Source organism: Arthrobacter sp. R-11 (genome assembly GCF_049913155.1).
In the GTDB taxonomy this organism is placed as follows: domain Bacteria; phylum Actinomycetota; class Actinomycetes; order Actinomycetales; family Micrococcaceae; genus Arthrobacter.
Genome location: NZ_CP183979.1, coordinates 4,080,740 through 4,100,351, shown reverse-complemented (window position 1 = coordinate 4,100,351; position 19,612 = coordinate 4,080,740). Strand labels below are relative to the sequence as shown.

Below are 19,612 nucleotides of genomic sequence, written 5' to 3'. Positions count from 1 at the left end.
CAACGCGAGCCGTAACTGACCCCGCGTTGTAATGGCTCACCGCGAGCCGGCGGACGACTTTTCGCGGGCCTGGCCCTTGTGCTGCGCTTCCAGCCGGGCCTCTTCCCGGGCATCGGCTTCGGCGACGGCGGCAGCCCACTCGGCATTGAGGACCGGCGGTTCGGGCGTCGCGGCGAGCAGCAGGGGGTGATGCTTCGCCTGGCTCTCGACGGCGGCCGTGGTTCTTTCCGTGATCTTCGTTCGGAGCTGGCCGGGGGTGGGCCATTCCTTCGGCGAGAACAGCTTCTTCCACGGGATGCTGCGCAGGGCGGTTCCTGCGGCGGCGGCGAACTGTCCGGCCGATTCGAAGAAGCCGGGCCGTGGAGCGGCAGGCACGTCAACAGCGGCGTCCGGACCATCACTGCCGGCAGGCGTCTCGTCCGCGTCCGCCGTCGCCGGTTCCGCCGAGCCAGTGTGGCTGCTCGGAAGGTGGACCACGGGGTCGGCGTCGTCCTTCGGGAAGATCCCCACCATCGCGAGAACAACGATTGATAGCAGCCGCGCGAGTCCCGCGAGTACCAGGGTGACCACCATGCACAGGGCCAGGCCCAGGAACATCAGGAAAGCCAGGCCAAGGGTGCCGAAAAAGGTCATGTTGAGGGCGATTGTTGTCGGATCTTCCACGTAACCTCCCCGCGCCGCAGTGTGAGCCGCAGTGTGAATCCTGCCGGGTGCCGGGCAGCTGGATGCCGGGCACGCTACCTAGCCTACGATTGAATCCGGCCGGAATCACCCGGCCGGCCGCGCGCTTCCCCGGGTTGTAGCGAAGCTGTTATCTCGTCCGGGAGGATCCATGCCGCTCGACCTTTCCAGGCTCCGCAACGGCGCCTGCCCCTGCCTGTCCGGCGAGCAGTACGCCCAATGCTGCGGCGTGTTCCACAGCGGCGAGGCCGAGGCGCCGACCGCGGAGCAGCTCATGCGCTCCCGGTACAGCGCCTTCGTGGTGCTGGACCCCGGCTACCTGCTGCGCACCTGGCACCCGGACACCCGGCCGGCCGCCCTGGACCTCGACCCGGACACGCAGTGGCGCCGCCTGGACATCATGGGAACCTCGCGCGGCGGCCCGCTGGACTCGGAGGGGACGGTCGAGTTCGCGGCCCATTACTCGCACGACGGCGAACGCGGAGTCCAGCGCGAAAAGAGCCGCTTCCTACGGGTGGACCGCCGCTGGTACTACCTCGACGGAACGGTCTAACCGTCGTCCCGAGGGGCCCGACGCGAGCTTGCGAGTATTGGGAAGGGACCTACGCGCTAAACCCGCCTGCGCGCTAAACCCGCCTGCGCGCTACGCGCGGTACTTCCGGTGCAGGTTCTCCTTGGCCGACGGGCCGGGCGTGGCGTCGGCGATCCACGGACCGGTGCCCTCCGAGGAATCCAGGATCCCGGCCTCAAGCCAGGCGTAATCCCCGGCGAGGACCTTCCTGGACACCGCATGGTCGGCACCGTCCGAGTTCTTCCACAGCTGCTCGAAGGACGCGTCGACCCGCAGCCGGGCCTGTTCGCAGTAGGCGTCGGCGAGCTCAAACGCCGCGGCGCCGTGCTCCGGGGTGCTGCGCAGCAGCGCCTCGGCCCGCGAGCAGCTGGCGGCCATGGCGAACAGCTCCGCGCCGATGTCCACGATCCTGCCCAGGAAGGCCTGTTTGTGCTCCAGGCCTGCCTGCCAGCGGCCCATGCCATAGAACGTCTGCCGGGCCAGCCTCCGGGAGGCCCGCTCAACATAGCGCAGGTGCCGGGCGAGCCGGCCGAACTCACCGTAGGAGCGCGGATCCATGCCCGCGCCGGCCACCAGCCTGGGCAGCCAGCGTGCGTAGAAGCCGGTGGCGCCGACGGCGGCCCGCGCCTTGTCCTGCAGGCTCGCGTCAGCGGAGGCGAGGTCGCCTGCTGCCGCCAGGTGCGCGTCCACCGCTTCCCGGGCGATCAGCAGGCGCATGATCTCCGAGGACCCTTCGAAGATCCGGTTGATGCGCAGGTCCCGGAAGAGCTGTTCGGCCGCGACGGCGCGTTCCCCGCGGGCCTCCAGGGAGTCGGCGGTTTCGAAGCCGCGGCCGCCACGGATCTGCACCAGTTCGTCGGCGATCTGGCAGCTCAGTTCCGTGGACCAGAGCTTGGCCAGGGCGGCTTCGATCCGGATGTCCTTCTGCCCGGCGTCGGCCATTTCAGCGCATAGCTCGAAGACGGCCTCCAGGGCGAAAGTGGTGGCCGCGATGAACGCGATCTTCTTGCCCACGGCCTCGTGCTTGCCGACGGGGCGGCCCCACTGGGTGCGGGCGTTCGACCATTCGCGCGCGATCTTGAGCGACCACTTGCCGGCGGCCACGCACAGCCCCGGGATGGAGAGGCGGCCGGTGTTGAGCGTGGTCAGGGCGATCTTCAGGCCCTGGCCTTCCCTGCCCAGCCGGTTCTCCTCCGGGACCCGGACCTGGTGGAAGCGGGTGACGCCGTTTTCGATGCCGTGCAGGCCCATGAAGGCGTTGCGGTTCTCCACCGTGATCCCGGGGGAGTCCATTTCCACCACGAAGGCCGTGATTCCGCCCTTGTGTTCGCTGCCGTCCGGGGCCGTGTAGGGCGGGACCTTGGCCATGACCACCACGAGTTCGGCGATCACCCCGTTGGTGGTCCAAAGTTTCACGCCGTCCAAAAGGTAGGAGCCGCCGTCGTCCGTTGGTACCGCGGTGCAGCCCATCCGGGCGGGGTCGCTGCCGACGTCGGGCTCGGTCAGGAGGAACGCAGTGATGGCTCCCGCGGCGCAGCGCGGCAGGTACTGCTGCTTCTGTTCATCGGTGCCGAACTCTTTGACCGGTTCCGGGACGCCGATGGACTGGTGCGCCGAGATCAGGGCGCCCAGGCTGGGGTGGACCGAGCCCAGCAGCGCCAGCGCCCGCCCGTAGTAGACGAGGGACAGGCCCAAGCCGCTGTACTCCCGCGGGATCTTCATCCCGAAGACGCCGAGCTCCGCCAGCCCGGCAAGGTACCGGTCGGGGATGCGGGAGTCACGTTCTATGGCCCGCCCGTCCATGGACTCGCAGTACTCGCGCAGGGACGCCATGAACGCTTCGCCGCGCTCGACGTCGTCCGCCCGGGCCTGCGGCCAGGGATGGATCAGCCCGAGGTCGAAGTCACCGAGGTAGAGGCCCTTGGCGAAGCTGGGGCGGGACCATTCCTGCTCCCTGGCTGCTTCGGCGACGGCGCGCGCTTCGGCTGCCGTGACGGTGGAACTGCTGTGTCCAACCGGGCTGTTCTCGGTGGTCGACGTCATGGCAGGACTCCTCCGGCCGCGTCCGCGGCATAGGGCCCAGGGTTCGCCTCGGGCGGAGAACCCTTCAGCTGTCCCTCAATGCTACCCGCGGGTAGCTAGCTCTGCTAGAGAGTAGAGGTCTTGCTCGGCAATATTCAGCGATATATCGTTAAGTATCGCCAGACCGTTGGCGTCCAACGATTCGAGGAAGGTGATGGCGTCATGAAAGGCATTCAAGAGAACAAGTTCGGCGACTGCGGGCCCGGCAATGGTCGTTTCGAGCGTGGCAGGAGCCGCCGCGGACCCCATGGCCACGGCGGGTTCGGACGCGGCGGGTTTGGGCCTGGGTTTGGACCGGGCTTCGGCCCTGGCGGTTTTCGGCGGGCCAATAGGGGTGATGTCCGCTGGGCGATTCTTTCCCTCCTGGCCGGATCTCCGTCCAACGGGTACGGGCTGATCCAGACAATCGCGGAAAAGACGTCCGGAGCCTGGCGGCCCAGCCCCGGGTCCATTTACCCGACGCTCCAGCAGCTTGTGGATGAAGAACTGATCGAACCCCTGGGGGAGGGCCGCCGCACCGAATTCACGCTCACGGATGCAGGCAAGGCCTACGTGGCCGAGCACGCCGAAGACCTCAGCAACGCCTGGGATGCGGACCCCGAGGGAGCGCTGCCCGCGTTTCACCAGAGCGTGGTAAAGCTGATGCGGGTCATCCATCAGTTCCGCATGGCGGCAAGCGATCAACAGCGCCAGGCCGCGGTGGAGAAAATCGATGAAGCCCGGCGGGCGCTTTACCACATCCTCGCGGACTAGTTACCCGTCCCGGGTGGGCCGTGATGCGGCTGCGTCCGGGGCGGTCAACGGACCGTGTTGGCCTGACGCAGCAGGGAGCCCGTCACTGCCTGCAATTCTGCCGGCATCTCTACGTTCTCGGTTTGGTGGACCAGCCGCTCCCAGGCAAAGTTGATTCCATTGACCAGCGCTCCCAGGGTGTTCCGCACCAGGAACCAGAGCAGTTGCCCGCTCCCCGCCAGCGCGAGGGTTGCCAGCGCCGCCACGGCCATGAAGGCGGCCAGGCACAGGGCGATCAGCAGCGTGCCGACGAAGACGTAGATGGACGTGTCCAGAGCCGTGAAATCAAGGTTCATTTGTCCCCCTTTGGACTATGTGCCTGAGAACTGGTGCTTGAGTTGAACGTGTGCCAGGGCCGGGGTGCCGGAGCTGTTTGGCCCGAAAGTGTGGTGCAGGTGAGCCGGGTGTGGTGCAGTCCGGGAAGGCCGGTGTTCCGAGAGTAGGAGCGGCCCGGGGTTTCCGGCCAGCAGGCCGCGGGCGCGACACGGAGTTGTTGCATGATCGAAACCGAGGCGGGGACCAAGGTCACGGAGCGGTTGCGAAGGGTGCCGAACCGTCGGCGGACAGCGGCCCAGCTACCCTGCGTTAACCTTGTACGGGGCAGTTTCCGGAAATCCCGCTGCCACGACGTACCGCGGCAGCTGAAGGAGAGTCTGTGTCCCGCTCGGCGATGTCCTCGGCAGATGCCATCAGTGCCCGGCTCCGGGACCTCGAACTCCTCACCAAGGGGCCGGCCTGGGCCCTGACGCGCTCGGCTCCCTGGGTGATCGCGGTGCTGCAGGCATCCTTCACCCGCACCCGGCCGCAACTTCCGCTCGAAGAGTTCCACGCCGACGTCGACGCCTTCCTTGAGCAGCTCCGCCGGCAGGAGCCGGGGCTGGGCGGTTCCGCGAACGGCAAGGCGTTCGGCGATGAATGGACGCGCAAGCAGTTCCTGACCCGCCGGAACCAATCCGGACAGATCGTTTACGAAGTCACCGAGGCCGCGGCCCGTGTGCTGGCCTTCCTGGACAGCCTCTCCAGCGAACGTTCCACCCTCAACGGTTCCCGCCTCGGCACGTTGCTGGGCGACGTCGAGAAGCTCGCCAACGAAACCAACCCGGACCAGAGCGCCCGCCTGGAAGCCCTGGAAGACGAAATCCAGGAACGCCAGCAACTGATCGAGGACATCAGTTCCGGCGATTTCGACGGCCTGCTGGACGACGAGGAAGCCGTCGAGGCCGCCGGTAACATCCTCGACCTGGCCGCGAGCCTGCCCGCCGATTACAAGAAAATGCGCGACCGCATCGAGGAACTGGTGGGCGAGCTGCGTAACCAGATCATCGAGGAATCGCTCAGCAAGGGCGCCACCATGGCCCAGGTCCTGGAGGCGGACAAGCGCCTGCGGCAGAGCCCCGAAGGCAGGACCTTCCGCTCCTTTACGGCGTTCCTCGAAGACCCCCAGCAGCAGCTGCGCTTCCGCTCGGCGATCGGCGAGGTGCTGGGCCGGCAATTCGCCGATGAACTCAGCCACGAGGACCGCGAAACCCTCAAGAACCTGGTGGCCGAACTCCGCACCCAGCACAGCCAGATCCAGCGGATCTACGGCAAGCTGTCCGAGAGCCTGAACGCCTACATCCAGAGCGACGACATCCGCCAGTCCGTGCGGCTCCGCAACGTCCTCCGCGAGGCTGAACAGGCCATCCGTTCCATGCCCTACGAACGCGACCGGCCCGGCCTGGTCCGTGCTCCCGTGCTGTACAACGCGGCGTTCGAATCGCTCGCCATGGTCAAGCTCTTCGACCCGGACGAGTTCGCGGCGCCGCCCAAACTCGCAGAGCCGATCGCCTTCAGCGATGCGGACCGCGTGCGGTCCCTGCGGTCCGCGAAGGCGAGGCCCGACGTCGTCCGCGCGGCTGCCGCGGGAGCCGCAACCTTGGCGGAGGCCTGGGAGAACCTGCCCGACGACGAGCGGCACATCAACACCGTCCGCGCCCTGCTCTCCCACGCCCTGCACAGCGGCGCGGCGTTCGAGCGGGAGGCCTGGGAAAACATTGACTTCGAACAGATCGACGGCAGCTCCCGCACTGCGTTCCTGCCGCTCGTGACACTCACCGCCCGCAATGAGGATTCCGATGACTGACGCCCCTGACGGACATGTCCACTCTTCCGAGGAAGGAATGGACATAACGCGCCACGTCCATGCGGAGGCATCCCAGGACGGACATGTCCACCCGGACCCGTTCCGTGTGACGCCGCGCGATACATTCGTGGACGGCGCCGCGCTGTTCCCGGGGGACACCGGTGTGCTGCCCATGAAGCTGCGCCAGGCTTTGGTCCGGCTGCTCAAGGGGCCGTATGTCGACGGCGGCCGCGACGAGAAGCTCTGGACCACGCTGCTGGACAACCAGCAGATCCTGCGCAGCCGCCTCTCCGAAATGTTCCTGAGCCTGCAGCTGGACCACGAACGCAAGATCGCGGTGCTCCGCCCCGTGGATCCCGAGGTGATCGGCGGCGGCGCCCGCTCGAGCATCCTCCGCCAGCAGCGCGCCCTGAGCCGCGTGGAAACCATCGTGCTGCTGCGCCTGCGCCTGCTCCTGGACCGGCACGCCACCGCGCAGACCGAACCCACCATCACCCGCGAGGAAATCTCCGAACTCGTGGCCCACTACCAGCCGTCCGGCCAGCAGGACGCCCTGCGCGACGCCGACGTGGTCAACCGCACCATCACCAAGCTCCTTGCCCGCCAACTCCTCCTGGCCACCGGCATCGACGACACCTTCTCCATCTCCCAGGCCCTCCCGCTGGCCCTCCCCTTCGAAAACATCGGCGACATCCCCGCCCAAATCGAAGCCCTGATGGCAGCAGGAGCAGACGAAACCGGCACCGAGCCGCTGCTCGAACTGGCAGAAGCAGACGACGACGGCGACGGTGCCGAAGCGCAAGGTGAGGATCGTCCCGCCGCGGAGGCTAACCCAACCACAATCGACGAGCCCGCAGAGGAGGCAGCCAAGTGACCGTTGCGAGCATGCTTCCGATCGGCGACCAGGTGAACCCTGGGCAGATGCGCCTTGCCCTGGTCCAGGTGGTCAACTGGGGCACCTTCCATGGGGCGCACACGATGCACGTGGACCGCAACGGCACCCTGCTGACGGGCAATTCGGGCGTGGGCAAGTCCACGCTGTTTGACGCCATGCTGCGGGTGTTCGATGCCCGGCCGCGCTCGAACGAGGCGGCGGCGCAGCGGGCCGGCGGGTCCGTGGAGGACAAGCGCACCACGTTCACGTACATGCGCGGCAAGGTGGGCGACAAGGCCGTGGGCGAAGGCTCGGCCAGTGCCTTCCAGCGGCCGGGCGCTACCTGGTCCGCCGTCGCGCTGACGTTCGATAACGCCGCGGGCACCCGGGTGACGGTGTCGGCGCTTTTCGACCTGCCGAAGAACGGTACGGAGTCCAGCGTCGGACGCTTCTACCTGATCGATAACAGGCCGCTGGACCTGGCCGCGATCGAGGGTATCGCGGAGAAGCGCTTCACCAAGGGGGCCTTGGAGGGCATCTTCCCGGAGGCGCAGGTCTTCGATGTGCACAAGGCCTTCGCGGAGCGTTTCCGCCGCCTGCTCGGGATCAGTTCGGACCAGGCTCTCCCGCTGCTGCGGGTGATCCAGGCCGGCAAGGGCCTGGGCGGCAGCGTCAACACCTTCTTCCGGGACCAGGTGCTGGACCCGCCGGCCACGCTCGCGGCGGCGGACGACGTCGTGGAGGAATTCAGCAACCTGATGTCCATCCGGCAGCGGCTGGAGGACGTGCGGCAGCAGCGCGACCAGCTGGCGCCGGTGCCCGGGTTGAACAAGGAATACGCACAGGCGCTGCTGGAGGCGAACCGGCTGCGGGAGCTCAGCGGTGAGGAATTCGATTCCTACAGGCAGCAGCTCGCCGTCGAGGTCCACAGCAAAACCCTGGCGCGCTTCAAGGACCTCGCCCAGCAGAAGGCCAAGGAACTCGGCGCCGAACGCTCCGTCCGCGACGCCCTGGCCAAGGAGCTGCGGCAGCTCGAATCGGACTACAACAACCAGGGCGGCAACGCGATCTCGGCGATCGAGCAGTCGCTGGAGAACGCCCGGCTCGGCCTGAAGCTGCGCCAGGACGTGGAGGCCGCAGCCCGGAAGGCGCTGGCCGATGCAGGCCTGGACCTTGAGTGGAGCGCCGAGGGTTGGAACCAGGCCCACGAACAGGCGGCGGCGCGTTCGGCCGAGCTCCAGGACGATTCCGAGGCGCTGCGCGAGCTGCGCTTCGAGGCCTTCGACGGGCACGCGACCAAGAAGCGCGAGCTTGCCACAGCGCAGCAGGAGCTCGCTTCGCTGCGGAGCAGCAAGTCCCTGCTGCCGCCGTCGAGCATTGAGAACCGTGCGGCCATCGCGGCGGCCACCGGCGTCCCGGAGGAACGCATGCCCTTCGCGGGCGAGCTGATCGACCTGGCGGAGGGGGAGGACCAGTGGCGGCCCGCCGCCGAGCGGGCCTTGCGCAACCTGGCCACCACGCTGCTGGTCCCGGGCGAGCACTTTGCCGCTGTCACGCGCTTCCTGAACGACAACACGATCCGCGGCGCATTGCGTGCGGTGGACGTGTCCAAGCCGCTCGCCGGCGGCGCCCTCGCTGTGGAGGACGTGTCCGACGGCGATCTGCTGAGCAAGCTGGACATCCTCACCTCGGGCGCGAACGCCGACGCCGGGGCGTGGGTCCGCGAGCGGATCGCCTTGGACTTCGCGTACCCCTGTGTGGAGGACCCGGACGAGCTGGCCGGCCTGGACAAGGGCCTGAGCCTGGGCGGTGTGGTCAAGCGGAACCGGCACACGGTGGAAAAGGACGACCGCTTCACCGGCCGCCAGGATTACGTGCTGGGCTTCGACAACGCGGCCAAGCAGGAACTGCTCGCCGCGAAGGTCGAGGAGCTGGAGAACGAGCTGGCCAAGGCGGCCGAGCTGGCCCAGAGCCGCGAAGACTCGCACCAGGGCATGGCCCGCCAGCTTGAAGCCCTCCGCCGCGTGGCCGAGGACGAGCGCGGCTGGGAGCAGGTGTCCGCGGCGGTCGCCGCGGACGAACTGGCCCGGATCGAGCAGCGGCTCAAGGACGCCCTGGCCGCGCAGGCGGACCTCGAACCGCTGCGCGCCAGCATCGAGGCCGTGCGCGAAAAGCACCAGTCCTCCACAGGCGGCGCCGCCGTGCTGCAGAGCGAATACAAGGCCCTGGACCAGCAGATGACCACGGCTGACTCGCTGCTGGACGCCGCGCGCACCCGCCTGGCCGAGGCGCCGCCGTCGGACACCACGGTGGCCGCGCTGGAACCGCGGTTCACCGGCTTCGGGGATATCACCGAGCTGCACGAACTGGACAACCTGGCCAACCGGGTCCGCACTTCCCTGCTTGCCGAACTGCACGCAGCGGAATCCAAGGGCCAGGCCCTGGCGGAACGGCTCAGCCGCATCTTCGAAGGTTTCGTGCGCGAATGGGGCACCGCGATTTCCGCGGACCACGGCACGTCTATCGGCGCCGCCGGCGAGTTCGAGTCCCGGTACCACCAGATCGTCAGCGAGGGCCTGCCTGCACAGGAAGCCGAGTTCCGGCAGTTCTTCAACCAGCGCACGCACGAATCCTTCAGCACGCTGCTGCACCTGCTGGATGAGGAACGCCGCGCCATCACCAGCCGCATCCTGCCGCTGAACGGCATCCTGTCCGAGGTGAACTTCCACGAGGGCAGCTACCTCGAGCTGGACATCAAACAGACCATGCCCGCCACCGCCAAGCAGTTCAAGGACGCCATCCAGAACGCGCTCAAGGCACGCCACGGCCGCCGCACCGCCGGCAGTGCGGCGGAGGACGACGTCGAACTCGGCAACCGCTACAAGTCCCTCGAAACGCTGGTCAAGCGGCTTGGTTCGCAGGCGCCGGAGGACCGCCGCTGGCGGGCCGAGGTGCTGGATGTGCGCGGCCATCTGTTCATCCAGTGCAAGGAGCACCGACAGGTGCAAGGCCCGCGGGGAGGCGTGAAGACCGAGGTCTTCATGCACACGGACACCGGATCGATGTCCGGCGGGGAGCGGCAGCGCTTCACCGCGTTCATCATGGCCGCGGCGCTGAGCTACCAGCTGGGCATCGCCGAGCAGGGCTTCACCACGTACGGCACGGTGATGATGGACGAGGCCTTCGTGCTTGCCTCCGAGGAGTTCGCGGGCGCGGGCATCAAGGCGCTGCACGAGTTCGGCTTCCAGCTGCTGCTCGCCGCCCCGGAAAACGTCATCGACCTCTCCCGGCACCTGGGCTCGGTCACCGAGATCCTGCGCGACAAGCGGACCAACCGCTCGGGCGTGCTTACGGCACCGGTGATTAGCGGCCCCGGAACGCCGGGGGAGTGGCGTTCCGAGGCCAACCCCGTGGACATCGTCTTCCGCTAACCCTTTATCTTCGGCTTAGGTCCCGCGGACACGGGCCAGGAAACGGGACGTCCGTTCCTGTAGTCCCGCGATCTGGCGGAGTACGACGGCGGCCGGGTCCGGGTTGATTTCGCTCACCGGGGGTTCCTTGCGCACGTTGGTGCAGCACAGGAAGTCCGCACAGATCAGCGTTCCGAGGGTGTTCCCGTCGCGGCCGGACTGGCCGGCGCGCTTGGCAACCCAGAGATAGACCTCCTCCTTGGAGAAGACGTCCCGGCACAGTTCGCACAGGACGGCCCGGTTCTTGCCGGCGCCGCCTTCGGGCGCACGGAGCATGATGCCGGTGAGCTTCGCGTTGCCGGGCATCACCAGGTAGCCGCGAAGGGGCATTTTCGGGTCGCGCCAGCCCAGGAACTCGAGGTTTTCCCAGTCGAGGGTCTCGAAGTCCCGGGGAAGGGTGAGCTTGGCGGCCTCGGAACGGCTCGCGTTGATGAAGGACGCGCGGATCTGCTGGGCAGTGATTTTCTGCATGATGATGTACTTTCGCATCGGATGGGAACCCCGCGAGGGGTGAATGGCGCGGGCGTCCGCCAGCCCGGCTGCGGCCCCGCGACGACCGGGATTTACCCGCGGGCCGAAACGAAACAGGAATCGTCGGGAAAGGACGATGCCGGGATCAGAGTCCCGGGTGCTCCTGTGGGGTGGCAGACGTGAAGGGAAGCGCACAGCAGGCCAGAACGGCCACCCCGCTCACCACGGCAGCGCTCGCTGATGCAGCGCGCATGCTCATTCCCTCGTTCCTGTCATCTCTTCCGATGCGTTTCCGGCGAATGGCCGGTCTTGCCATCCTGCCAAAAGCCGCGGGTTTCTGTCCACGCGGCCGTGCAGGAAACCGGCCCCGTCGGCCTTGCGGGAATTAGGTGACGCAAGTGTTTCGTAATGGACGGAAGGATAGGCTAGCCTTACTTGGGTTTGCACCGCTTACCTAAGGATTTACATGGCTTCCCTCCTCCCGCGCCGTGCGCTGCTCAAGACCGCAGGAAGCGCAACGGCCGCGCTGGCCGCCGTCGCGCTTTCCCTCACTGCCTGCTCCACCGGCCCGGCCAGCAGCGGCAACCAGAACGCGTCGGCCGCGGCCGACAGCGCACAGTTCCCGGTGACCATCAAGAACGTCTTCGGCGAGACCACCATCAAGGAACAACCCAGGCGCGTCGTCACCATCTCCTGGGTCAACGACGACATCGCCCTGGCACTCGGCGTCGTTCCGGTTGGCGTCCCGAAGAATGAATGGGGCAACAACAGCAAGGGCTCCACCCCGTGGAAGGACGCCGCCCTCGATAAGCTCGGTGCCTCCTTCGGCAGCGACAAGGCCCCGGTCCAGTTCTCCGAGGCCGACGGCGTCAATTTCACCGAAATCGCCAAGCTGAACCCGGATGTCATCCTGGCCGCCTACTCCGGCCTCGAAGCGGCGGACTACAAGAAACTTTCCGAGATCGCCCCGGTGGTGGCCCAGCCCGAACTGGCCTACGGCACCCCGTGGCAGGAAGCCACCACCATCATCGGCAAGGCCCTTGGCAAGACCGCCGAGGCCGGGAAGCTCGTGGCCGACACCGAGTCCGCCATCAAGGCTGAGGCCGCCAAGTACCCGCAGATCGCCGGCAAGACCTTCATCTACGGCAACCTGGAGCCGGCCAAGGGCGACGGCGTGAACGTGTACCTCGCCTCCGACAACCGCCCGCGCTTCCTTAGCGAGATCGGCATGAAGGCGGCCCCGGTTGTGGAGGAGAAGTCCAAGGGCTCCAAGGAGTTCTTCACCGCCTGGTCCGCCGAGAAGGCCAACGAGCTGGCCTCGGATGTTTTCGTGACCTGGGTGCCGGACGCCAAAACCAAGGAGCAGATCGTCAAGGACCCGCTGCTGGGCCAGATCCCGGCCGTGAAGAAGGGCGCCCTGGTTGCCGATTCGGACAACACCCTCACCCTGGCCATCTCCGCGTCCTCGCCCCTGAGCCTGCCGTGGGCCCTGGAAAAGTTCCTGCCGCAGCTCGCCGCCGGCGCTGACGCCGCCGCGAAGTAGGCACCACCATGACGGCAAGCACGACAACGGCCTCCTCCGTGGAGCGCGAACGTACAGTTGAGGCCCCAATAAGCGCCAAAACAGGGCCCCAACTGTACGTTCGCGCAAAAACCGGCGCGGAGGTTCGCGCCCGGAAAGGCAAGCAGCCCGCCTGGCTGCTGGCCGCCGTCGTCGTGCTTGCCTTGACCTGCGGCGCCTCCCTCGCGGTGGGCGCCCGCGCCATCCCGCTCGAAACCGTCTGGGACGCACTGGTCCATTTCAACCCCGGCGACGGCAACCACGCCGTGGTGCACGCCCGTATTCCGCGCACCGTGCTCGGCCTGCTGGCCGGCGGCGCCCTGGGCCTGGCCGGCGCCGCGATGCAGGGCGTGGCCCGCAACCCCTTGGCCGACCCCGGCATCATGGGCGTCAACGCGGGAGCTGCGCTCGCCGTCGTCGGCGGCATCTACCTCTTCGGGATCACCGGGCTCAGCGGCTACATCTGGTTCGCGTTCCTCGGCGCCGCGGCGGCTGCCGCCGTCGTCTACCTGCTCGCCTCGATGGGCCGGGATGGCGCGACGCCGGTCAAGCTCGCCCTGGCGGGCGCGGCCCTGAGCGCCGGGCTCTATTCGCTGATGAACGTGGTACTCGTCTCCAGCCAGGACACCCTGGACCGTTTCCGCTTCTGGCAGGTGGGCGGCGTGGCCGGGCGCGACTGGTCCGTGATCCTGCCCGGCCTGCCGTTCCTGGCCGCCGGCGCACTCATTGTGCTGGCCAGCGGCCGGATCCTCAACGGCCTGGCCCTCGGCGACGACATTGCGCGCGGGCTCGGCCAGCGGGTGGGCTTGTCCCGTGGCATTGTGGCGCTCGGCGTGGTGCTGCTGTGCGGATCGGCCACGGCCCTCGAGGGCCCCATTGCCTTCCTGGGCCTGGTCATCCCGCATGCCGTGCGCTTCTTCACGGGTCCGGACTACCGCTGGATCCTGCCCTTCTCCCTGGTTCTGGCCCCGGCCCTGCTCCTCGCCTCCGACGTCGTGGGCCGCGTGGTGCTCCTGCCCGGCGAGGTCCCGGCCGGCATCATGACGGCGATCCTCGGAGCCCCGGTGTTCGTGTGGCTCGTCCGTCGCGGCAAGGGAGCCTCGCTGTGAGCCCTGTTGTCGAGCGCGACACCCTTGGGCGCGAACGTACAGTTGGCGCCCTTAATGCCGCGAAAAAGGGGGCTCAACTGTACGTTCGCGCAGAAAAGAAGCCGAAGCACCCCTTCAACCGGAGCTGGTTCCTGGGCGTAGCCGTCGTGCTCCTGCTCGTGGCAAGCATCCTGCTGGGCAGCTACACGGTCACGGTCCCCGACTTCTTCACCATCGTCTCGGCCCAGCTCACGGGCGGCGAGAAGATCCCCGGAGCCAGCTTCATCGTCATGGAGAACAAGCTGCCGCGGGCCATCATGGGCCTGCTGATCGGCGTCGCCTTTGGGCTGTCCGGCGCGCTGTTCCAGACCATGCTCCGCAACCCCCTCGCCAGCCCGGACGTCATCGGCATCAGCAACGGCGCCAGCGCCGCGGCCGTCCTGGCGATCGTCGTCTTCGGAGCCACCGGAGCCACGGTGTCGGCCGCGGCGCTGCTGGGCGCCCTCGCCGTCGCCCTCCTCATCTACCTGATCTCGCGCGGCGGAAGCGCGCGCGGCGCCGCAGGGCGCACCGGGAACGCCGCCGGCAACCGGCTGGTCCTCGCCGGCGTCGGCATCGCCGCCGCGCTCGGCGCCCTGGTGAACTTCCTCATGACCCGCGCCGACATCCGCACCGCCGCCGAAGCCCTCATCTGGCTGAACGGCTCCCTCAACCCGGCCACCTGGGAACGGATCGGCGTGCTGCTGCTGGCGCTGTGCCTCCTGCTGCCGCTGACGGCCGGCCTCGCCAAGCCTCTGCGCATGCTCGAACTCGGCGACGACACCGCCGCCGGCCTCGGCATCAGGGTCGGTGCCGTGCGGCTCGGCCTGGTGCTCACGGCCGTCGCGCTCGTGGCGGTCGCGACGGCGGCAGCTGGCCCGGTCTCCTTCGTCGCTTTCCTTGCCGGGCCTATCGCCCGCCGCTTCACCGGGAAACCCAGCCTCCCGGCGTCGGCCCTCACCGGTGCGGTGATCGTCCTGGCAGCCGACTACTTCGCCTACAACCTGGCGCCCCTGTTGCTGGACGGCACGGTGCTGCCCGTCGGCGTCGTCACCGGCGCCCTCGGCGCCCCCTTCCTGCTCTGGCTCCTGGCCACCGCCAATCGAAAGGACTCCTGATATGGCCCGTCTCAGTGCCCGGGACCTGACGCTGCAGTACGAGCAGCGCCGGGTCATCGACGGGCTCCACACGGAGATCCCCGAAGGCAAGGTGACCATGATCGTGGGCGCCAACGGCTGCGGCAAATCCACCCTGCTCAGGGGCCTCTCCCGCTCGCTGAAGCCCGCCGCAGGCACGGTGACCCTGGACGGGAAGGACATCCACAGCCGCCCGGCGAAGGAACTGGCCAGGACGCTCGGCCTCCTGCCGCAGCACCCCACGGCCCCGGACGGCATCACCGTGCGCGATCTCGTGGGCCGCGGCCGGTACCCGCACCAGGGCTTCTTCCGCAACTGGAGCCACGGCGATTCCTCGCCGCACGACCTCGCCGTTCGCCACGCCCTTGAAGCCACCGCCACCACGGAGCTGGCGGACCGCAACGTGGACGAACTCTCCGGCGGGCAACGCCAGAGGGTCTGGATCGCCATGGCCCTGGCCCAGGAAACCGAGGTCCTGCTGCTGGACGAGCCCACCACCTACCTCGACCTCGCCCACCAGGTGGAAGTCCTGGACCTCGTCACGGACCTCAACCGCCGCCGCGGCACCACCGTGGCGATCGTGCTCCACGACCTCAATCTCGCCGCACGCTACGCGGACCACGTCATCGCCATGAAGGACGGCGCCGTGGTGGCCGAAGGCTCCGGCACCGAGGTCATCACCGAAGAGCTCGTCCGCACCGTGTTCGGCCTCGAATCCCGCGTGGTCCCGGACCCCGTCTCCGGAACCCCGCTGATCGTGCCGATCGGCCGCCACCATTACCCGGCCCCCCACGCCGCACAAACCACGAAAACCGCAGTGGCCCCCGAACCCGCACTGGAGATCGCCTCATGAGCACGGAAACCCGCATGGCCAGCTACGTCACAGAGCCCATGGTCCTGGCCTTCGACGTCACCGTCACCGCCGTCCAGGAGATCGGCCCGAACTTCCGCCGGGTCACCTTCGGCGGCTACTGCCTGCGCGATTTCGGCGTCTCCGGCAACACCCTGGACCTGCGCATCAAGCTGCTGATCCCCTCGCTCGACGCCGACGGCCGCACCATCCCGCTGCCCGCCTTCGAGATGGGCAACGCCGGCTGGTACCAGGAATGGCTCGCCATGGACGGGGCCGTGCGTGGCGCCATGCGCACCTACACCGTCCGCAGCGAACGGCTCGACGCCGTGTATCCGGAGATCGACGTCGACTTCGTGATGCATTTCGACGCCGACGGCAACGGCGGCCCCGCAGCCAACTGGGCCCTCAACGCCAAGCCCGGTGACTCGCTGACCATCATCGGCCCCAACAACCGCGCCGCCCACTGCGTCACCGCCGAAATCTACTCGGGCATCGAATGGCGGCCCGGCCTCGCCCAACGCGTCCTCCTCGCCGGAGACGAAACATCCGTCCCCGCAATCAGCGCCATCCTCGAGAGCCTGCCTGCCGGGGTCAGCGGCCACGCCTTCCTCGAGGTCCCCGAAGCCGGCGACTTCCAGGACCTCCAGACAGCGGCCGACGTCGAAATCACCTGGCTGGCGCGCGGCGCCCCGATCGGCCGCTCCCGTCCGCACGGCGAGCTCCTGCAGGACGCCGTCCGGAAAGCCGTCCCCGTGCCCGGCTGGGTGGGCATCGCCTCCGAAGCGGCCGCCGGCCCGGAACCGGAAGACGTCAACGTGGACCAGGACATCCTCTGGGAAACCCCGCAGCGCATGGACACCGCCTCCATCAAGGCCACCCGCAACCCTGGCCTGCCCGCCGGCGCCCTGCCCTTCTACGCCTGGATCGCGGGTGAAGCCGGCGTCATCAAGGAAATGCGCCGGTACCTGGTGCGGGATGTCGGGATAGATAGGAAGCAGGTGGCTTTTATGGGGTACTGGCGCAAGGGGAAAGCGGAGCTTTAGTCCGTTCCCTGCGCTTGCGCGCCCCGTTGCGGCTTTGGCCGCGCCCGACGGCGGTCGGCTGCCTTTCGCCGCGGCGGCTTTGGCCGCGACCGCTACTTTGCAGTCGCTTAGACACCTCCCGGCGTCTCATTCGGCCGCGGGCGGCCTTCTTCGACTCTGGTCGGCGATGCGCTCCCTGCAAAGCACCGGTCACGGCTTGTCGTCTTGTCACCTTTCCGCCCTTATTGTCTTGCCGCCTTTTCGGCCCGCTCGCCTTTCCTGTCATGCCCGTCTCCGTCCGTTAAGCTCGCTGTTCCCTTGCGGTTGATTGGGGTGGGTAGGGTCGGGGCGTGGGTGGTTTTGTTTCTTCTGATGGGCGGCGGCTGTTTGTTGCTCTCGGGGATTCCTTCACCGAGGGGGTGGGGGATAAGAACAAGCACCTTCCCAATGGGGTGCGGGGGTGGGCTGACCGGGTGGCCGAGAAGCTGGCCAAGGCAGAACCGGGCTGGGAGTACGCGAACCTGGCCGTACGCAGCAAACGGCTCCGGCACGTCGTCGACGAACAGCTCGAGCACGCCCTCGCCCTGAAACCGAGCCTCATCACCCTCTACGCCGGCGGGAACGACATCCTCGACTTCGGCACGGACATGGAGCAACTCATGGCCGAATACGAACACCTCGTGGCCCGGCTCGCCGCCACCGGCGCCACCCTGGTCCTCTTCACCGGCTACGACGTCAAGGTCTCGGCCGTGTTGGAACCATTCAAGAGGCGCAATGCCCTCTATAACCAGCGGGTCCGCGAACTGGCCGCTGACTACGGTGCCGTGCTGGTGGACTACTGGTGCATGGACGCCTACCACGACCGCCGGATGTGGGCAGCGGACCGGCTGCACATGTCCAAGGCAGGCCACAAGTACCTGGCCGCCCGGGTCCTGGACCAGCTGGGCGTGCCGCACAAGATCTCCCCGAAGGACTGGGACCCTCCCCGGCGCCTGAAACTGCGCGAATGGGAACGCCAGCAGCGCCGCTGGATCAACGACTGGGTGGTCCCCCTGTTCGGGCGCAAGCTGCGCGGGGTCACCCTGGGCGACTCCCTCAGCCCCCGCTGGCCCGACCCCGTGAAGGTCCCCCGCAAGGGCGGGCTCCGCAAACTGCAGGAGAACAAACTGCTCGAGAACACAGAAGCAAAGGGACAGGAAACGGCATGAGCCTGAACGTGAACACAGAACCGTTGCGTTTCGTCGCCGTCGGGGATTCCTTCACCGAAGGCGTGGGCGACCGCGACCTCCGCCTGCCCAACGACTGCCGCGGCTGGGCGGACCGCGTCGCCGAGGAACTCTTCCGGAACGATCCGCGCACACGCTACGCCAACCTCGCCGTCCGCGGCCGCCGGCTCCACCGCATCCTGGACGAACAGTTGGACACCGCGCTCGCCATGGAACCGAACCTCATCAGTTTCCACGCCGGCGGCAACGACCTCCTTGCCGCGCGGCTGGACCTCGGGGCGCTCATCCGCCGCTTCGAGGCCTCCGTCGCCAGGATTGCCGGAACCGGAACGCGGGTCCTGCTGTTCACCGAATACAACGTTCCGTTGTCCCCGGTCCTCGAACCCCTCAAGCTGCGCACCGCCGTCTTCAACAAACACATCCGGCGCATCGCAGCCGATTACGGCACGCTCCTGGTGGACCACTGGTGTTTCGAACACTTCCAGGACCGCCGGATGTGGGCGCCGGACCGTTTGCACATGTCCACCCCGGGCCACGAATACATGGCGGTGAAGGTCCTTGAGGTGCTCGGCGCCGCGCACTCCCTGCGGACGCCCGTGCTCGGCCCGCCACAGCAGCGCAGTCGCGCCGAAATAATAGCCGACGACGCCGCCTGGCTGAGGCGCGACGTCGCCCCCTGGTTCTCGCGGCGGCTGCGCGGTGTCTCCAGCGGCGACCACCTCGGCGCTCGCTGGCCCGCCCTGATGCCCGCAGTCCTCCCGGAACGCTTGGGCACCTCGAAGGCGCCGGTTCCGCCCGGCGGCTAGTCCGAGCGCCTAGTCCAGCAGGTTCTCGTACCCTTCGGCAGCCGAGGTCACAGAGAATTCAATGATCTCGAAGTCCGCCACACCGTTGGAATAGAAGGGGTCCCGGGCCAGGGCTTCGTCCAAGGTGGCGCGGTCGACCCTGGACAGCAGCACGCCGCCGATCGCCGGAACGCGGCGGCCGGACGCAAGGAAGATCCCGGCGTCGAACGTCTCCTTCACCCAGGCCATGTGGGCGGGGCGGTGGAAGTCGACGATCTCGTCCGGGACCTTGTAGGTCAGCGACACAATGAACATGCCACCAGACTACCCAGCGGGCCCCGCCTAGGATGGTTCCATGACCGAACCCCGCTGGCTGAATGCCGAGGAACGCCGCGCCTGGCTGGCCCTCCTGAGCATCAACACCCTCCTGCCGGCGGCGTTGGACACCAAGCTCCAGGCGGCCGGGAAGCTGTCACTCTTCGACTACAACGTGCTCGCGATGCTCTCCGAATCCGAGGGCCGATTCCTGCCGATGAGCGAACTGGCCGCCCGCACCAGCGCGTCCCTGTCGCGGCTTTCGCACGTGGTCACCAAGCTGCAGAAGCGCGGCTGGGTGGAACGCGCGGGGCACCCCGGCGACGCCCGCGTCACTGTCGCGCACCTGACCGACGCCGGCATGGACACCATCGTCGGCCTCGCGCCGGGCCATGTGGAATCCGTCCGCGAGCTGATGATGGACGCGATGACCGATGACGACGTCGCCGACCTCGCGCGCATCGGCGAGAAGATCGTCGCCCGCCTCAAGCCGGACCACTGGATCCTGCGCGAACGCTGAGCCG

Annotated in this window: 18 protein-coding genes; 13 read left to right on the top strand and 5 right to left on the bottom strand. The window is 68.0% G+C overall.

Annotated features, from left to right (window positions below; translation table 11 throughout):
* Positions 1-36 precede the first annotated feature (36 nt).
* The gene (locus ACN9M4_RS18660) at positions 37-663 is read right to left on the bottom strand and encodes a hypothetical protein (RefSeq protein ID WP_426300537.1); all 627 of its coding nucleotides are present in this window, start codon (positions 661-663) and stop codon (positions 37-39) included.
* A 169-nt stretch (positions 664-832) separates the two neighbouring features.
* Between ACN9M4_RS18660 and ACN9M4_RS18655 the strand changes: the two genes are divergently transcribed.
* A complete protein-coding gene (locus ACN9M4_RS18655) occupies positions 833-1,234 on the top strand; it encodes a YchJ family protein (protein ID WP_426300535.1) in 402 nt (133 codons plus the stop codon).
* Between the two features lie 90 nt (positions 1,235-1,324).
* Here the strand turns inward: ACN9M4_RS18655 and ACN9M4_RS18650 are convergent, their stop codons facing one another.
* Positions 1,325-3,295, bottom strand: a complete 1,971-nt coding sequence (locus ACN9M4_RS18650) for an acyl-CoA dehydrogenase family protein (protein ID WP_426300533.1) — start codon at positions 3,293-3,295, stop codon at positions 1,325-1,327.
* A gap of 201 nt (positions 3,296-3,496) precedes the next feature.
* On the opposite strand from ACN9M4_RS18650, the gene ACN9M4_RS18645 reads away from it, so the two are divergent.
* A complete protein-coding gene (locus ACN9M4_RS18645; RefSeq protein WP_426303540.1) occupies positions 3,497-4,087 on the top strand; it encodes a PadR family transcriptional regulator in 591 nt (196 codons plus the stop codon).
* A 44-nt stretch (positions 4,088-4,131) separates the two neighbouring features.
* Here the strand turns inward: ACN9M4_RS18645 and ACN9M4_RS18640 are convergent, their stop codons facing one another.
* Positions 4,132-4,422 carry a hypothetical protein gene (locus ACN9M4_RS18640; protein ID WP_426300531.1) on the bottom strand — a complete coding sequence of 97 codons (291 nt, stop codon included), beginning with the start codon at positions 4,420-4,422 and terminating at the stop codon, positions 4,132-4,134.
* Positions 4,423-4,796: 374 nt separating this feature from the next.
* On the opposite strand from ACN9M4_RS18640, the gene ACN9M4_RS18635 reads away from it, so the two are divergent.
* The 3 genes from ACN9M4_RS18635 to ACN9M4_RS18625 are packed head-to-tail and all read left to right on the top strand — an operon-like array spanning position 4,797 to position 10,553.
* Positions 4,797-6,248 (top strand): DUF3375 family protein, encoded by a 1,452-nt coding sequence (locus ACN9M4_RS18635; protein WP_426303538.1) that lies wholly within the window; start codon positions 4,797-4,799, stop codon positions 6,246-6,248.
* A gap of 37 nt (positions 6,249-6,285) precedes the next feature.
* Positions 6,286-7,122, top strand: coding sequence for a DUF4194 domain-containing protein (locus tag ACN9M4_RS18630; RefSeq protein ID WP_426303536.1), 837 nt, complete (start codon positions 6,286-6,288; stop codon positions 7,120-7,122).
* On the top strand, positions 7,119-10,553 hold the full coding sequence (locus ACN9M4_RS18625) for an ATP-binding protein (protein ID WP_426300529.1): 3,435 nt from the start codon (positions 7,119-7,121) through the stop codon (positions 10,551-10,553). The genes ACN9M4_RS18630 and ACN9M4_RS18625 overlap by 4 nt, the downstream gene beginning before the upstream one ends.
* A gap of 15 nt (positions 10,554-10,568) precedes the next feature.
* Here the strand turns inward: ACN9M4_RS18625 and ACN9M4_RS18620 are convergent, their stop codons facing one another.
* Positions 10,569-11,063, bottom strand: a complete 495-nt coding sequence (locus ACN9M4_RS18620; protein WP_426300527.1) for an FBP domain-containing protein — start codon at positions 11,061-11,063, stop codon at positions 10,569-10,571.
* A gap of 466 nt (positions 11,064-11,529) precedes the next feature.
* Between ACN9M4_RS18620 and ACN9M4_RS18615 the strand changes: the two genes are divergently transcribed.
* The 7 genes from ACN9M4_RS18615 to ACN9M4_RS18585 all read left to right on the top strand — a co-directional run bounded on the left by ACN9M4_RS18615 (position 11,530) and on the right by ACN9M4_RS18585 (position 18,794).
* The gene (locus tag ACN9M4_RS18615) at positions 11,530-12,606 is read left to right on the top strand and encodes an iron-siderophore ABC transporter substrate-binding protein (protein WP_426300525.1); all 1,077 of its coding nucleotides are present in this window, start codon (positions 11,530-11,532) and stop codon (positions 12,604-12,606) included.
* Positions 12,607-12,614: 8 nt separating this feature from the next.
* Entirely contained in the window at positions 12,615-13,733 is a 1,119-nt protein-coding gene (locus ACN9M4_RS18610) for a FecCD family ABC transporter permease (protein WP_426300523.1), read from the top strand.
* 77 nt (positions 13,734-13,810) lie between these two features.
* The gene (locus ACN9M4_RS18605) at positions 13,811-14,869 is read left to right on the top strand and encodes a FecCD family ABC transporter permease (protein WP_426303534.1); all 1,059 of its coding nucleotides are present in this window, start codon (positions 13,811-13,813) and stop codon (positions 14,867-14,869) included.
* Position 14,870: 1 nt separating this feature from the next.
* On the top strand, positions 14,871-15,740 hold the full coding sequence (locus ACN9M4_RS18600; RefSeq protein ID WP_426300521.1) for an ABC transporter ATP-binding protein: 870 nt from the start codon (positions 14,871-14,873) through the stop codon (positions 15,738-15,740).
* Positions 15,737-16,783 (top strand): siderophore-interacting protein, encoded by a 1,047-nt coding sequence (locus ACN9M4_RS18595; protein ID WP_426300519.1) that lies wholly within the window; start codon positions 15,737-15,739, stop codon positions 16,781-16,783. The genes ACN9M4_RS18600 and ACN9M4_RS18595 overlap by 4 nt, the downstream gene beginning before the upstream one ends.
* Before the next feature lie 362 nt (positions 16,784-17,145).
* On the top strand, positions 17,146-17,970 hold the full coding sequence (locus ACN9M4_RS18590) for an SGNH/GDSL hydrolase family protein (protein ID WP_426303532.1): 825 nt from the start codon (positions 17,146-17,148) through the stop codon (positions 17,968-17,970).
* The gene (locus tag ACN9M4_RS18585) at positions 17,967-18,794 is read left to right on the top strand and encodes an SGNH/GDSL hydrolase family protein (RefSeq protein WP_426300517.1); all 828 of its coding nucleotides are present in this window, start codon (positions 17,967-17,969) and stop codon (positions 18,792-18,794) included. Before ACN9M4_RS18590 ends, ACN9M4_RS18585 begins: the two co-directional genes overlap by 4 nt.
* A 9-nt stretch (positions 18,795-18,803) precedes the next feature.
* Here the strand turns inward: ACN9M4_RS18585 and ACN9M4_RS18580 are convergent, their stop codons facing one another.
* Entirely contained in the window at positions 18,804-19,088 is a 285-nt protein-coding gene (locus ACN9M4_RS18580; protein WP_426300515.1) for a YciI family protein, read from the bottom strand.
* Positions 19,089-19,128: 40 nt separating this feature from the next.
* On the opposite strand from ACN9M4_RS18580, the gene ACN9M4_RS18575 reads away from it, so the two are divergent.
* Positions 19,129-19,608: a MarR family winged helix-turn-helix transcriptional regulator gene (locus tag ACN9M4_RS18575; RefSeq protein ID WP_426300513.1), complete on the top strand. Its 480-nt coding sequence runs from the start codon at positions 19,129-19,131 to the stop codon at positions 19,606-19,608.
* The last annotated feature ends 4 nt before the right edge of the window (positions 19,609-19,612 follow it).

Excerpts from the sequence above, each read along its gene's own strand:
- ACN9M4_RS18635 (WP_426303538.1), top strand. The coding sequence starts at position 4,797 with ATGTCCTCGGCAGATGCCATCAGTGCCCGGCTCCGGGACCTCGAACTC.
- ACN9M4_RS18600 (WP_426300521.1), top strand. The coding sequence starts at position 14,871 with ATGGCCCGTCTCAGTGCCCGGGACCTGACGCTGCAGTACGAGCAGCGC.
- ACN9M4_RS18610 (WP_426300523.1), top strand. The coding sequence starts at position 12,615 with ATGACGGCAAGCACGACAACGGCCTCCTCCGTGGAGCGCGAACGTACA.
- ACN9M4_RS18615 (WP_426300525.1), top strand. The coding sequence starts at position 11,530 with ATGGCTTCCCTCCTCCCGCGCCGTGCGCTGCTCAAGACCGCAGGAAGC.
- ACN9M4_RS18650 (WP_426300533.1), bottom strand. The coding sequence starts at position 3,295 with ATGACGTCGACCACCGAGAACAGCCCGGTTGGACACAGCAGTTCCACC.
- ACN9M4_RS18655 (WP_426300535.1), top strand. The coding sequence starts at position 833 with ATGCCGCTCGACCTTTCCAGGCTCCGCAACGGCGCCTGCCCCTGCCTG.
- ACN9M4_RS18575 (WP_426300513.1), top strand. The coding sequence starts at position 19,129 with ATGACCGAACCCCGCTGGCTGAATGCCGAGGAACGCCGCGCCTGGCTG.
- ACN9M4_RS18595 (WP_426300519.1), top strand. The coding sequence starts at position 15,737 with ATGAGCACGGAAACCCGCATGGCCAGCTACGTCACAGAGCCCATGGTC.
- ACN9M4_RS18580 (WP_426300515.1), bottom strand. The coding sequence starts at position 19,088 with ATGTTCATTGTGTCGCTGACCTACAAGGTCCCGGACGAGATCGTCGAC.
- ACN9M4_RS18640 (WP_426300531.1), bottom strand. The coding sequence starts at position 4,422 with ATGAACCTTGATTTCACGGCTCTGGACACGTCCATCTACGTCTTCGTC.
- ACN9M4_RS18585 (WP_426300517.1), top strand. The coding sequence starts at position 17,967 with ATGAGCCTGAACGTGAACACAGAACCGTTGCGTTTCGTCGCCGTCGGG.
- ACN9M4_RS18645 (WP_426303540.1), top strand. The coding sequence starts at position 3,497 with ATGAAAGGCATTCAAGAGAACAAGTTCGGCGACTGCGGGCCCGGCAAT.
- ACN9M4_RS18630 (WP_426303536.1), top strand. The coding sequence starts at position 6,286 with ATGGACATAACGCGCCACGTCCATGCGGAGGCATCCCAGGACGGACAT.
- ACN9M4_RS18620 (WP_426300527.1), bottom strand. The coding sequence starts at position 11,063 with ATGCAGAAAATCACTGCCCAGCAGATCCGCGCGTCCTTCATCAACGCG.